Source organism: Comamonas sp. MYb69, assembly GCF_037479315.1.
Classification (GTDB): domain Bacteria; phylum Pseudomonadota; class Gammaproteobacteria; order Burkholderiales; family Burkholderiaceae_C; genus Comamonas.
On the sequence record NZ_JBBGZG010000010.1, the window covers coordinates 1 to 13550 of the forward strand.

Annotated in this window: 11 protein-coding genes and 1 rRNA gene; all 12 read left to right on the forward strand. The window is 62.1% G+C overall.

The window, feature by feature from the left end; genetic code table 11:
* Positions 1-323: 323 nt before the first annotated feature.
* Positions 324-436: ribosomal RNA gene (gene rrf / locus WH303_RS14560) — 5S ribosomal RNA — on the forward strand.
* A 96-nt stretch (positions 437-532) separates the two neighbouring features.
* The gene (locus WH303_RS14565; RefSeq protein WP_021024921.1) at positions 533-1273 is read left to right on the forward strand and encodes a 16S rRNA pseudouridine(516) synthase; all 741 of its coding nucleotides are present in this window, start codon (positions 533-535) and stop codon (positions 1271-1273) included.
* 164 nt (positions 1274-1437) lie between these two features.
* Positions 1438-2373 carry a YVTN family beta-propeller repeat protein gene (locus WH303_RS14570; protein WP_021024920.1) on the forward strand — a complete coding sequence of 312 codons (936 nt, stop codon included), beginning with the start codon at positions 1438-1440 and terminating at the stop codon, positions 2371-2373.
* Between the two features lie 49 nt (positions 2374-2422).
* Positions 2423-3259: a polysaccharide deacetylase family protein gene (locus WH303_RS14575; RefSeq protein ID WP_021024919.1), complete on the forward strand. Its 837-nt coding sequence runs from the start codon at positions 2423-2425 to the stop codon at positions 3257-3259.
* A gap of 67 nt (positions 3260-3326) precedes the next feature.
* The gene (locus tag WH303_RS14580; protein ID WP_339519362.1) at positions 3327-4346 is read left to right on the forward strand and encodes a sterol desaturase family protein; all 1020 of its coding nucleotides are present in this window, start codon (positions 3327-3329) and stop codon (positions 4344-4346) included.
* Positions 4347-4428: 82 nt separating this feature from the next.
* Positions 4429-5343 carry an EI24 domain-containing protein gene (locus WH303_RS14585; RefSeq protein WP_339519363.1) on the forward strand — a complete coding sequence of 305 codons (915 nt, stop codon included), beginning with the start codon at positions 4429-4431 and terminating at the stop codon, positions 5341-5343.
* 400 nt (positions 5344-5743) lie between these two features.
* A complete protein-coding gene (gene glnA, locus WH303_RS14590) occupies positions 5744-7159 on the forward strand; it encodes a type I glutamate--ammonia ligase (protein ID WP_116927832.1) in 1416 nt (471 codons plus the stop codon).
* 266 nt (positions 7160-7425) lie between these two features.
* Positions 7426-7953, forward strand: coding sequence for a hypothetical protein (locus tag WH303_RS14595; protein WP_339519367.1), 528 nt, complete (start codon positions 7426-7428; stop codon positions 7951-7953).
* Positions 7954-7983: 30 nt separating this feature from the next.
* Complete coding sequence (gene glnL / locus WH303_RS14600; protein WP_052329739.1) at positions 7984-9057, forward strand: nitrogen regulation protein NR(II); 1074 nt, start codon at positions 7984-7986, stop codon at positions 9055-9057.
* Between the two features lie 68 nt (positions 9058-9125).
* Positions 9126-10682 (forward strand): nitrogen regulation protein NR(I), encoded by a 1557-nt coding sequence (ntrC, locus tag WH303_RS14605; protein WP_339519368.1) that lies wholly within the window; start codon positions 9126-9128, stop codon positions 10680-10682.
* A gap of 131 nt (positions 10683-10813) precedes the next feature.
* A complete protein-coding gene (locus tag WH303_RS14610) occupies positions 10814-11740 on the forward strand; it encodes a hypothetical protein (protein ID WP_339519369.1) in 927 nt (308 codons plus the stop codon).
* Positions 11741-12144: 404 nt separating this feature from the next.
* Positions 12145-13476, forward strand: a complete 1332-nt coding sequence (locus WH303_RS14615; RefSeq protein ID WP_312990328.1) for a dicarboxylate/amino acid:cation symporter — start codon at positions 12145-12147, stop codon at positions 13474-13476.
* Positions 13477-13550: the final 74 nt, after the last annotated feature.

A 13550-nucleotide genomic window follows, 5' to 3' on the forward strand; every position in this document is an offset into this window, starting at 1 on the left:
GTTGGGTGTGGAAGCGCAGCAATGCGTTAAGCTAACCAATACTAATTGCTCGTGCGGCTTGACCCTATAACTTTGATGGGCCCTTCCCTTAGATGGGGCCCAATGCAAAGAACACTGCAACTGCAGTTATGCCAAAGACTTGAGATCAGACCATGATGAACACCACAGCGTGTTACAATCACTGGCTCAGGTCGGCGCAATCAAATTAAACGCTGATAGCACCAAGCCCCAAAGCTTGATGCCGACTCTATGAATTCGCTTCGAAAGCAGCAATGCCCTGATCGACCGATCAGCGCAAAGCCGCCAAGGAGCAAAAAGTTATGCCTGATGACCATAGCAAGTTGGTACCACTCCTTCCCATCCCGAACAGGACAGTGAAACGACTTCGCGCCGATGATAGTGCGGATTCCCGTGTGAAAGTAGGTCATCGTCAGGCTTTTATACTGATCAACCCCTCTGCTCTACCGAGTAGAGGGGTTTTTCTTTTTATCTCGCTGCAGCAGCGGTCTGTGGCTGGCGTGAAGGGGTTGGGATGCAGTTGCAGGATATGTTGTATTCGCAGGGTTTTGGTGTGCGCCGCGTGTGCTCGGGCCTGGTGCAACAAGGCTGGGTGCAGTTGTGGGATGCACAGGCGAACGAATGGGTTGCGGAGACGGATTCGACCGCCGACATAGAGCCCGAGGGCCTGCGCTTCAAGGTGCAGGGCGTGGAGTGGGAATACCATGCGCTGGGCTATGTGCTGCTGAACAAGCCAGCCGGCACCGAGTGCTCGCAAAAGCCTTCGGCCTATCCCAGCATCTACAGCCTGCTGCCGGTGCCGCTGCGCACGCGCCCCAACAAGAACGCCATCCAGGGTTTGCAGGCCGTCGGCCGCCTGGACCAGGACACGACTGGCATGCTGCTGCTGAGCGACGATGGCCAGTTCATCCACCGCATGAGCTCGCCCAAGAAGCATGTGCCCAAGCGCTACCAGGTGACGGCCAAGCATGCGGTGACCGAGCAGCAGGTCGAGCGTCTGTTGGCCGGTGTGGTGCTGGATGACGACCCCAAGCCAGTGAAGGCTGCGGCCTGCGTGAAGACGGGTGACAACACGCTGGATCTGACCTTGACCGAAGGCAAATACCACCAGGTCAAGCGCATGCTGGCAGCGGTCGGTAACCGGGTGGAGGGCCTGCACCGGGCGCAGATTGGTGGCCTGGTGCTGAGCGATGAGCTCAAGCCGGGCGAGTGGCGCTGGTTGAAGGCCGACGAGCTGGCACTGCTCAAGCCCTGATGGTTTTGGGCCTGCTGTAGCTTTGGCGCAAGTTCAACGATTATTTACATCGCCAATCGCCCCTGCGTCGTGCTGCAATTTATCGCGGGCGGCTACACTCGCTGCGTTACTAGTAGGAATCGCTTGTGAAGCCTTTCGTTTTTGCCCGTTCTCTGCTTGCGGTGATGGCCTTTGCCGCCACTGCGGTGCATGCTGCCAACCCCATTTTGGTGCTCAATTCGCTGGATGCCAGCATCAGCGTGATTGACCCTACGACCTGGAAAGAGGTCAAGCGCATTCCTACGGGCAAGGAGCCCCACCACCTGTACCTGACGCCGGACAGCAAGTCGGTGATTGTGGCCAATGCGACCGGTGACTCGCTGACCTTTGTCGATCCCAAGACGGCCGAGGTGCAGCGCGTGATTCAGGGCATCTCCGACCCCTACCATCTGCGTTTTTCGCCCGACATGAAGTGGTTTGTGACGGCAGCCAACCGCCTCAACCACATCGACATCTACCGCTGGGATGGGCAAGAGCCCAAGCTGGTCAAGCGCATTGCCACCGGCAAGACGCCCAGCCACCTGTGGATCGACAGTAAGAGCCGGACGATCTACTCGACCATGCAGGACAGCGATGAGCTGGTCGCGATCGACATCGCCACCCAGACCCTGAAATGGCGCACCAAGACGGGGCAGATGCCCGCTGACTTGTATGGCAGCCCGGACGACAAATTCGTTTTTGTCGCACTGACCGGCAGCGACGGCGTGCAGGTGTTTGATGTGAGCGGCGCAGAGCCCCAGCTGGTCAAGACCATCAAGACCGACAAGGGTGCACACGCCTTCCGCGCGACCGGCGATGGCCGCCATCTTTTTGTCAGCAACCGGGTGGCCAATACCATCAGCAAGCTCGACATGCTGAGCCAGACGGTCGTTGACCGCTATCCCGGCCCCAGCGGCCCTGACTGCATGGATGTGAGCCCGGATGGCCGCTATATCTACCTCAGCTCGCGCTGGGCGGGCAAGATGAGCGTGATCGATACGGTCGAGCGCAAGGTGGTCAACCAGGTGAAGGTGGGCAAGTCGCCGCATGGCATCTGGGTGCTGGACCACGCACCGCGCTAGTGCATGGCCCGTGCATTATTGAGTCAGTAGCAGAGGGGATCTCCACGCCATGCGCAGCACATTTTTCTGGCTTCTGGCCGCAAGTTGGGGCAGCGCAGCTGCCTTTGCCCAGCCTGCTGCTCCAGCGCCTGCCGCTGCAGCCACTGCGGCAGGCAGCTGCAGCAAGCCTGTCTATCTGACCTTGGACACCGGCCACATGGGCGTGGCCAACCAGATCGCCGACGTCTTGCGCAAGACGCAGGTGAAGGTGACCTTCTTTGCCGCCAATGAGCGCACCAAGGAGGGCGATGGCAGCCTGGGTGACCACTGGGCCCCTTGGTGGCGCGCGCGTGCTGCAGAAGGCCATGTCTTTGCCTCGCACACCTGGGACCATACCTACTGGCGTGGCGACATCAAAGTGCCGGCAGGTGCTGCGCCCCGCTTCAAGGTGCAGCCTTCGCAAGGCCCGCAGGCCGGGCAGCGTTTTGAATGGTCGGCCGCACAGTACTGCGCGCAGATCCAGCAATCTGAAGACCGCTTGGCCAAGATCACCGGCGTCAAGCCTTTGCCGCTGTTCCGCGCGCCCGGCGGCAAGACCTCGCCCAGCCTGATTGCGGCGGCCAGGCGCTGCGGCTATGCCCATGTGGGCTGGTCGCCAGCGGGCTTTCTGGGCGATGAATTGCCCAGCGACAAGTACCCCAACCAGCAGTTGCTGGACAAGGCGCTGCGCGACATCCGCCCCGGCGATATCTTGCTGGCCCACCTGGGCATCTGGGACCGCAAGGACCCCTGGGCACCCGCCGTGCTGCAGCCCTTGATTGAAGGCTTGCAGGCCAAGGGATTTTGTTTTGCCACCTTGCGTGAGCACCCGCAGTACCAAGATTGGATTCGTCAGCATGGTGGCTGAGAGCGCTTGTCGTAGCGCACACTGGCGGCTGCAGGGCTTGCGGCCCGGTTTGAACTAATGGTTTGCCATGGAATTTCTCAGCACGCTTTTTGACAACGCACAGCAGTGGCTGTTTGAGCAGTTGCTGCAGCCGCTGCTGTTCAACCTCGGCCTGGCCAGCTATCTGGAAGATGGCTACACGGCAGCGGGCTGGTTCCTCGTAGGCTGCCTGCAGATCCTCGTCATGGTGCTGGTGATTGCGCCCTTGCAGCGCTGGCGGCCGGTCGAGGCCGTGACCGACCGGCATGCGATCCGTGTGGACATGCTCTACACCTTTATCCATCGCCTGGGCCTGTTCCGCCTGGCCTTGTTCTTTACCATCGATCCGCTGTGGGACATGGTGGTGGGCGCGCTGCGCGTGCGCGGCTTTGAGACCTGGCACCTGGACGCGCTCTGGCCTGGCGTGACCGACCTGGGCTGGGTCAGCCTGTTGATCTACCTGGTGGTGTTCGACTTTGTCGCCTACTGGATCCACCGGGGCCAGCACCAGTTTGTCTGGTGGTGGCGCCTGCATGCCTTGCACCATTCGCAGCAGCAGATGACGATGTGGAGCGACAACCGCAACCACCTGCTCGATGACCTGGTGCATGACAGTATTCTGGTGTTTGTCGCCGTGTTGATCGGTGTCGCACCCAGCCAGTTTGTGGCGATTGTCGCGATCACCCAGCTGAGCGAAAGCCTGCAGCATGCCAATCTGCGCCTGTGGTTTGGCCGCCTGGGTGAGCGGCTGTGGATCAGCCCGCGTTTTCACCGCCGTCACCATGCGATCGGCATCGGCCATGAGTCGCCTGCCAACAATGCCGCGCCCAAAACCGCTGTGAAAGCCGGCGAGGCTGCCCCGCGCACCCGCTTGGGGGGCTGCAATTTTGGTGTGCTGCTGCCATGGTGGGATATGCTTTTTGGCACCGCCAACTTTGAGCTACGCTATGACCCCACCGGCATCCGTGACCAGGTGCAGCCCAACCGGCAAGGGCAGCTGCGTGATTACGGGCGCGGCTTTTGGAGCCAGCAATGGCGTGGGGTACTGCGCCTTTTGGGCCGCGCCTAGGTGCGGCACACCCGCTTGATACCGAATCACTGAGCGGCCCGCCAGCCTGGCCACCCGCCCAGATACACAAGGAGTTCACCCCATGCCCCTCGCGTCTGCGGGCTCCCGCCTGATGTTTGATGCCTTCTGGCGTGCCGCCGCCTATTGTTTCCGGCCCCGGGTCATGCTGCTGTCGGTGCTGCCACTGGTGGTGATGCTGGTGGCCTTGGGTGGCTGGAGCTATTTTTACTGGTCGGGCGCCGTGGCGACGATGCAGCACTGGGTGGAGACGATTGGCTGGCTGCGCACGGTATTCAGCTGGTTTGGCAGCAGTGGCACCGAAGGTTTTGCGGCCGGCATTGCGCCCTTTGTGGTGCTGATCCTGATCACGCCGGTGGCAGCGGTGGTCGCGCTGCTGGTGATTGCGCTTTTGATGACGCCGGCCCTGGTCAACATGGTGACCGAGCAGCGCTTTGCCCGGCTGGAGAAGAAGCAGGGCATGGGTCTGGTCACCAGCGTGCTCTGGGCCTTGAGCACCTCGGCGGTGGCCATTGTGGCCTTTGTCGTCACCATGCCGCTGTGGCTGATCCCGCCTTTGGTGCTGATTGTGCCGCCCGTCATCTGGGGCTGGCTGACCTACCGCGTGATGAGTGTGGATGCCCTTGCCGAGCATGCCAGCAAGGCTGAGCGCGACACGCTGCTGCAGCGCCACCGCTGGCCGCTCTTGCTGATGGGCATCATCTCGGGCTATATCGGCATTGCGCCCAGCGTTGTCTGGGCCTCGGGCATGGTGTTCACCATTGGCTTTGTCGTGCTGATACCCATTGCCGTGTGGATCTATGCCATCACCTTTGCGTTTTCCTCGCTGTGGTTCATCCACTTCTGCCTGGCCGCGCTGCAGCAGCTGCGGATCGAGAATGGCGACCTGGGCGCGCAGCCGCAGCCGCCGGTGGCGGAGCCGCTCGTGGCCGATACATCCGATGCCGGCTTGCTGGCCGATGGCACGGAGCCCAAGTAAGAACCTCTTCAAAGAGGGAAGGGCGCGGAGCAGGGCATGTGCCAATGGGCTCGGCCAGTGCCTCAGCCGCCTACGCACCAATGTGGTGCATAAATAACTATTTTGGTGCATGTGCGCCATCCGCATAAAGTGCTGTTAGTTTTGCACCATCTTGGTGCTTGCTCGGCAATGCAGGCCCTGGTCTGCACGGATCTGGGCGGTGGGATGCAAAATCCTCGTCGCCCCTCGGAGGCCCAGGCCAAAAGCGCGGTACAGTCTGGCATTGGGCACAGTCCGGCTGCGATCGCGTTCTGGCGGGCCCGCATTTTCTGGTCGGCATGGGCATGTCACAAAACTGGCACGTAAACTGCTTTAGTCTTGGCACAGCCCTTTTTATTCACGATTTTCTTTGGAGCATTAGATGGCCAAGAGCGTTGCAGATGTGATGAGCATGTTGGACGAGAACGAGGTCAAGTTCGTTGATCTGCGTTTCACCGACACCCGTGGCAAGGAACAGCACGTCACGGTGCCTATCTCGCACTTTGACGAAGACAAGTTCACCTCGGGCCACGCGTTTGATGGCTCCTCCATCGCTGGCTGGAAGGGTATCGAAGCATCCGACATGCTGCTGATGCCCGATCCCAACACCGCCAACATCGATCCGTTCTTTGACGAAACCACGATGTTCCTGCAGTGCGACGTGATCGAGCCCGGTGATGGCAAGGCCTATGACCGCGATCCACGTTCGGTGGCCAAGCGCGCAGAAGCCTACCTGAAGGCATCGGGCCTGGGCGACACCGCCTACTTCGGTCCAGAGCCAGAATTCTTCATCTTCGACGGCGTGCGTTGGAGCACCGAACCCAACAACCCTTTCTTCGACATCGAAGAGTACGAAGCACCCTGGAACAGCGGCGCCAAGTTCGACAACGGCAACCGTGGCCACCGTCCACGCGTCAAGGGCGGCTACTTCCCCGTGCCTCCTGTTGACAGCACCCAGGACATGCGCGCTGAAATGTCCCTGCTGCTCGAATCGCTGGGCATCCCGGTTGAAGTGTTCCACCACGAAGTGGCGGGCGCTGGCCAGAACGAACTGGGCACCCGTTTCTCCACCCTGGTGGAACGTGCGGACTGGACCCAGGTGCAAAAGTACGTGATCTGGAACGTGGCAGACACCTACGGCAAGACCGCGACCTTCATGCCTAAGCCATACTCGGGCGACAACGGCTCGGGCATGCACGTGCACCAGTCCGTGTGGAAAGACGGCAAGAACCTGTTCGCCGGTGACGGCTATGCCGGTCTGTCCGATTTCGCGCTGTACTACATCGGCGGCATCATCAAGCACGCCCGTGCACTGAACGCCATCACCAACCCTGGCACCAACAGCTACAAGCGCCTGGTTCCTGGTTTCGAAGCGCCTGTGAAGCTGGCTTACTCGGCCAAGAACCGCTCGGCATCGATCCGTATTCCTTACGTGAGCAACCCCAAGGGCCGCCGCGTGGAAGCACGTTTCCCCGATCCCCTGATGAACCCCTACCTGGGCTTCGCAGCGCTGTTGATGGCCGGTCTGGACGGCGTGGAAAACAAGATCCATCCGGGTGAAGCTGCCACCAAGGATCTGTACCATCTGCCTCCAGAGGAAGACAAGCTGGTGCCTACCGTGTGCCACAGCCTGGACCAGGCCTTGGAAGCACTGGATGCCGACCGCGCGTTCCTGACCAAGGGCGGCGTGTTCAGCGACAGCATGCTGGACGCCTACATCGAGCTGAAGATGGGCGAAGTGACCCGCTTCCGCCAAGCCGTGCACCCTGTCGAATACGACATGTACTACTCGCTGTAAGCCCCTGCTGGCCAGGCCCTTGTGGCCTGGCCCTTTGGGCAAAACGGCCTGCCGACCTGCGAAGGTGGCAGGCCTTTTTTTATGCGTGCTCTCGGGGCAGGGGGCATGCCCGGACAGGGGTGAATCTGTAACAGCAGGAACTGTTCGGCATGATCGGCCTCCTTTGTAGCTACACTGCAGGTTGCAGAGAGGGGCCATCGTGCAAAGCCGCTAACGGGCTGTCACGGACATACGGGCAAAGTGGAGTGAACGGGCGAAACGGGGTTATGCATACAAAGTTGTTGTTTTTGATGGTGGCAGTGGCATGTGCGCAAGGCGCGGTGGCGCAGGATCGCATTTATCGCTGTGGCAATGAATACACCAACGATGTGGCCAAGGCGCGGCAAAAGGGCTGCGCCGTGGTTGAAGGCGCCAATGTCACCATCGTGCAAGGCACGCGCCCGCACACGCCTGCTGCCAGCCCGGCGCCCTCCCCCAATGCCCCCGCAGCTGCCCCGCGCCCCGCGCGCGCGCCCGCCGCTGCCACCCCCGCGCCACGCTCCACCACGGCCGATGGCCGCGCCCGCGATTCCGATGCGCGCCTCATCCTCGAGACCGAGCTGAAAAAGGCCCAGGATAAAAAGCTTGCTTTGGCGCGCGAGTACAACAACGGCGAGCCCGAGAAAAACGCCCTGGAGATGCGCAACCCTGCCTTCTACACCAAGCGCGTGGCCGATCTGAAGCAGGAAATCACGCGCAACGACAGCGATATCGCCGGCATCCAGCGTGAGCTCCAACGCCTGCCGGCCCCATAATCAAAGCTTCTACCTTTTGGGGCATATCCCATGTCTGACCTCCGTGCCATGGATCGCGAATGGCAGGCGCTGGAACACATCGCCACCTTGGTCGCCGTGATACGGCTCGATGGCGCCGCCGTGCGGGTCAATGCGGCGCTGGAGAATGCGCTGGGCGTCTCGCGCAAAAGCATTCTGGGCCACTACTTTGGTGGATTTTTCCAGGACGATGAGCTGATCCACAAGGCCCTGGTGGATGCGCGCGCGCAGCGCTTTTCCTCGCTGCGCTTTGAGGCGCAATTGCGGCGCAGCCTGCAAGACGCCTTTCCCGTGCATGCCAACCTCTCCTGGTGGGAGGAGGAGGAGAGCATTCTGGTGGAGCTGTGGCCGCTGGAGCAGCAGGTGCGCCAGGACCGCGAGGAGCGTGTGCGCGAGCAGGCGCTGGCCAACAAGGAGCTGATCCGCAACCTTGCCCACGAGATCAAGAACCCGCTGGGCGGCATACGGGGTGCGGCCCAGCTGCTGGAGCTGGAGCTGCCCGATGCCCAGCTCAAGGAATACACCGACGTCATCATCCACGAGGCCGATCGCTTGCAGGCCCTGGTGGACCGCCTGCTCGCGCCGCACCGCCACCCGCACACGGTGGGGGATGTGAATATCCACGAGGTCTGCGAGCGCGTCTGCCAGCTGGTGCTGCTGGAGTACCCGCAGGGCCTGCGCATCGAGCGCGATTACGACACCTCGCTGCCCGAGATCCGTGGTGACCGCGAGCAGCTGATCCAGGCCTTGCTGAACATTGTGCAAAATGCTGCGCAGGTGCTGGTCCCGCAAATGGCCCAGGACAATGCGCGCATTACTTTGCGCACCCGCATTGCCCGGCAGCTGACCTTGGGCCGCAAGCGGCACAAGTTGGCACTGGAATTGCATGTCATCGACAACGGTCCTGGCATCGAGCCGGACATCAAGGAGCGGATCTTCTACCCCTTGGTGACCGGACGTGATGGTGGCACGGGCCTGGGTTTGCCGCTGGCGCAGACCTTTGTGCAACGGCATGAAGGCCTGATTGAATGCGAGAGCGAGCCCGGGCGCACGGATTTCCGCATCATGCTGCCGTTGACAGACTAGGGGGCAGTTGGCTTCCCTTGCTGCAGGACCACGGTATGTAGAACTGTAAGGGTAGGGTGATAGCGACAATGAAACCAATCTGGATAGTGGATGATGACCCGTCGATCCGATTTGTACTGGAGAAGGCACTCGCCCGCGAGCAGCTGCCCACGCGCAGCTTTGTGCATCCCAAGGAAGTACTCGAAGCCTTTGACAATGTGAGCGACCAGGCGCTGGCGCCGTCGGTGCTGGTCAGCGACATCCGCATGCCGGGCGGCAATGGCCTGCAGTTGCTCGAACAGGTGCACGAAGACCATCCGCAGCTGCCGGTCATCATCATGACCGCGTACTCGGACCTGGACAGCGCCGTCTCGGCCTTCCAGCGCGGAGCCTTTGAATACCTGCCCAAGCCCTTTGACCTGCCCAAGGCGGTGGAGCTGATCAAGCGCGCCGTGCAGCAGAGCGAAAGCCAGGCGCCCGAGCTATCGCAGGCCGCTGGCGGCGGAGAGATGCTCGGCCAGGCGCCTGCGATGCAGGATGTGTTCCGTGCCATCGGCCGGCTGTCGCAAAGCAATGTCACGGTGATGGTGACGGGCGAGTCTGGCTCGGGCAAGGAGCTGGTCGCGCGCGCGCTGCACAAGCATTCGCCGGTAGCGGGCGGCCCTTTTGTCGCCATCAACACTGCGGCCATCCCCAAGGATCTGCTCGAGAGCGAGCTGTTCGGCCATGAGCGCGGTGCCTTCACCGGCGCGCAGACCCAGCGCCGGGGCCGCTTTGAGCAGGCCGAGGGCGGCACCTTGTTTCTGGACGAAATCGGCGACATGCCGTTTGACCTGCAAACCCGGCTGCTGCGCGTGCTGTCTGACGGGCATTTCTACCGTGTGGGCGGCCATGTGCCGGTCAAGTCGCATGTGCGCGTGATAGCGGCCACCCACCAGAACCTGGAAGACCGGGTGCACAAGGGCGTGTTCCGCGAGGACTTGTTCCACCGCCTCAATGTGATCCGCCTGCGCCTGCCACCGCTGCGCGAGCGCAAGGAAGACATTCCGATGCTGGCGCGGCATTTTCTGGCTGCCAGCGCCAAGCAACTGGGGGTGGAGCCCAAGCAGCTGTCGGAAGCGGCACTGGCCCAACTGGCCCAGTTTGCGTTCCCGGGCAATGTGCGGCAGCTGGAGAACATCTGCCACTGGATCACCGTCATGGCGCCCGCGCAATGGGTGTCCGTGCAGGATCTGCCACCGGAAGTGCTGCAGGCCACGCCTGCTGCGCCGCCGGTCACCCCCAGCCAGCCCAGCGCAGCGCAAGCCGTGCAGGCTGCGCCGCAAGAGCACAGCTACCGGCCCGCTGCCGCGGAGGTGCCAGCCAGCCTGCCTGCCGTGTCCATACCCGTCCATGGCGTGGCCAATGGCGCAGCGCAGGGCGGTGATTGGGAGGGCGATCTGGCCCGCGAGGCCGATGTGCTGCTGCAATCGGGCAGCACCGAGGTCTGGGATGTGCTCAGCCGCCGCTTTGAGTCGCAGCTGATCAAGAGTGCACTGGCCGCCACCCATGGCCGCCGCATGGAAGCGGCCCAGCGCCTGGGCATTGGCCGCAATACCATCACGCGCAAGATCCAGGAGCTGGGGCTGTCGGCCAGCGATGATTGATGCGTAAGCGCGCCGATCTTTAGAAAAACCGCCGCCTTTCAAAGCGGCGGTTTCGCTGACAGAGGCCCGCCATCGATACGGTTTGAACCGTGCCACAATGGGCTATTCCTGTCTGTCCGGTGGTGCAATCCATGCAAAAGATGACTTCGGTGTTTTCGGCCCAGGCGTACCGCAATTCGCCCGAACGCATTGGCCGCCAGCGCTCGGCGCTGCTCAATAGCTTGCGGCTGGCAGCGTCGACCGCCAATGGCATGGCTCAGCTGGCGGGCGACGCGCTGCACAGCGCCATGGCCGGCGGCCTGCCGCCCAAGGCCAAGGCCCTGTGGGGCAACCCAGCGCGCGAAGACAGCTACTGGCGCAGCCACTACCAAAGCATGGATTTTTATGTGGCGGGCCAACCCTTCGAGGCCTACCGCCCGGCGCTGGCGCTGGGCTGGTATGCCGCGCAGCGTAACCCCTCGGGCTTTGATGCGCTGGCCACCCAACTGGAGGTGCAGTGGCAGCATGTGCGCGGCAGCAACCCCATGGACTGGCCCGAGGCGAGGACCATTGCACGCGCTGCCTATGACCATGCGATCAGCGGCCTGCAAGGCGAACAGCTGTCTGCCGCCCAGGTGCAGCACGCGGTGCGCGTGCTGCAGCAAGGACTGGCCGATTGCGAGGAATGCCTGGTCGCGGGCAGCGAGCAAGCCCGGGCGATTGCGTTGCGCAGCCATCTGTATGCGCTAGCCGAGCAGTTCCGCGCCATGGACTGGCAGCTGCAGGATGTGCAGCTGCAACTGGCCGAGCCCAGCCCGCTGGTCGAGCGGCCAGGATTGAGCGCCGCTGGTCGCATGCACCGCCGCTGGACCGAGTTCAAGCAGCGCGCCAACCTCCACAGCGACCGCGACCTGATTGCCGAGTGCAACCTCAGTCTGGTGCTGGTGGCAGAGCGCTACCAGCGCGTGCTGGAATCGGCCTTGCCGCTGGATGTGCGGCCGCTGCTGCAAGGCCAGGCGCAGCAGCTGCGCCGCTATACCGATGAGCTGCAGCATATGCAGGACGCCCGCGCGCGCTAGAGCGCGCGTTCTGAATAAGCTGTTGCAAGACGTCTATACGAGAGCGGGCAGACTGCCTGTGAAGCCGCCCGCACTGCGCCGTAAGTTGCCTGGCAGCTTTGTAATATTTCCCGTGAATTGGGAAAAAATTACCATGTAGGCGCCCACTTTCTCAAGGCGTACGCGTTTACCCGTAAAAACTTGCGGCTACAATCGGGCCCGCAGAACCTGCAATCCTGCCGTCCAAGGCAGCCTCATCGCTCTTCCCTTTTGCGGCCGAACCGCCGCTTGCTCCCGGCAGCAAAGCCTGCCCGGGCTGGAAAAAGCGCACACAGTCCAGCATGAACGCCTTGCTGATGTGCCGCATACGAGGCCCAGATCGCCCTGGACAGCACCATAAATCACAGACATCAAAGGTATTGGTTATGGCTCTCACGGGCAAAAAGGGCTCTTCGTCGGCGCTGTGGATTTTGGCGGCGATGCTGGCCGGTATTGCACTGGGCTACGCAGTCAATGCAGGCGCTGCGGATGCAGCCGCTGCCAAGGATATTGCTGGCTATATCGCTATCGTCTCGGATGTGTTCCTGCGCCTGATCAAGATGCTGATCGGGCCGCTGGTGTTCTCGACCCTGGTGGTGGGCATTGCGCACATGGGCGATGCCGCCTCGGTGGGGCGGGTGTTCTTCAAGGCGATGATGTGGTTCCTGACCGCATCGCTCGTGTCGCTGCTCTTGGGCATGGTGCTGGCCAATGTGCTGCAGCCCGGCGCCAACCTCGGTCTGCCGCTGCCCGATGTGAGCGCGGCCACGAACCTGGCCACCGGCAAGTTCACCTTGCGCGAGTTCATCAACCACACCGTGCCCAAGTCGTTTGCCGAAGCGATGGCGAACAACGAGATCCTGCAGATCGTCGTGTTCTCGATGTTCTTTGGTGTGGCCATGGCCGCGCTGGGCGACAAAGCCAAGACGCTTCTGGCCGCCATTGATGAGCTGTCACACGTGATGCTCAAGATCACAGGCTATGTGATGAAGCTCGCGCCGCTGGCCGTGCTCTCGGCCATGGCTTCGACCGTGGCCATCAATGGCCTGGGCATTCTGCTCAAGTTCGCCGTGTTCATGGGCGAGTTCTACCTGGGCCTGTTCATTCTGTGGTCGCTGCTGGTGCTGGCCGGCATGGCCTTCCTGGGCAAGCGCGTGTTCAAGCTGCTGACCCTCATCAAGGAGGCCTTTATGGTGTCCTTTGCCACGGCCAGCTCCGAAGCTGCCTACCCCAAGATCCTCGACGCGCTGGACCGCTTTGGCGTCAAGCGCAAGATCTCGAGCTTTGTGATGCCGATGGGTTACTCCTTCAACCTCGATGGCTCGATGATGTACTGCACCTTTGCGACCCTGTTCATCGCACAGGCCTATGGCATCGAGCTGTCCTTGGGCACGCAGATCACCATGCTGCTGGTGCTGATGCTCACCTCCAAGGGCATTGCCGGGGTGCCGCGCGCCTCGCTGGTGGTGATTGCCGCCACCTTGAGCCACTTCAATATCCCTGAAGCAGGTCTGCTGCTGATCCTGGGCATCGACACCTTCCTGGACATGGGGCGCTCCGCGACCAATGCCGTGGGCAACTCGCTGGCCTCTGCTGTGGTCGCGAAGTGGGAGGGAGAGTTGCTGTCCGAAGAAGACGCCGAAGCCCTGAGCCGCAAGCTCGATGCCGAGGCCGCGCTGGCGATGCATGCGCTGCCGGAGACAGATCCCAAGGCTTGATTGAGGGCTGCGCTCAGCGCGGTACAGACAACAAAAAAACGGGCTGCGGCCCGTTTTTGCATTGGCCGAAGGCC

Excerpts from the sequence above, each read along its gene's own strand:
- WH303_RS14615 (WP_312990328.1), top strand. The coding sequence starts at position 12,145 with ATGGCTCTCACGGGCAAAAAGGGCTCTTCGTCGGCGCTGTGGATTTTG.
- WH303_RS14610 (WP_339519369.1), top strand. The coding sequence starts at position 10,814 with ATGCAAAAGATGACTTCGGTGTTTTCGGCCCAGGCGTACCGCAATTCG.
- glnA (WP_116927832.1), top strand. The coding sequence starts at position 5,744 with ATGGCCAAGAGCGTTGCAGATGTGATGAGCATGTTGGACGAGAACGAG.
- WH303_RS14580 (WP_339519362.1), top strand. The coding sequence starts at position 3,327 with ATGGAATTTCTCAGCACGCTTTTTGACAACGCACAGCAGTGGCTGTTT.
- WH303_RS14570 (WP_021024920.1), top strand. The coding sequence starts at position 1,438 with ATGGCCTTTGCCGCCACTGCGGTGCATGCTGCCAACCCCATTTTGGTG.
- WH303_RS14595 (WP_339519367.1), top strand. The coding sequence starts at position 7,426 with ATGCATACAAAGTTGTTGTTTTTGATGGTGGCAGTGGCATGTGCGCAA.
- WH303_RS14565 (WP_021024921.1), top strand. The coding sequence starts at position 533 with ATGCAGTTGCAGGATATGTTGTATTCGCAGGGTTTTGGTGTGCGCCGC.
- WH303_RS14585 (WP_339519363.1), top strand. The coding sequence starts at position 4,429 with ATGCCCCTCGCGTCTGCGGGCTCCCGCCTGATGTTTGATGCCTTCTGG.
- WH303_RS14575 (WP_021024919.1), top strand. The coding sequence starts at position 2,423 with ATGCGCAGCACATTTTTCTGGCTTCTGGCCGCAAGTTGGGGCAGCGCA.
- ntrC (WP_339519368.1), top strand. The coding sequence starts at position 9,126 with ATGAAACCAATCTGGATAGTGGATGATGACCCGTCGATCCGATTTGTA.
- glnL (WP_052329739.1), top strand. The coding sequence starts at position 7,984 with ATGTCTGACCTCCGTGCCATGGATCGCGAATGGCAGGCGCTGGAACAC.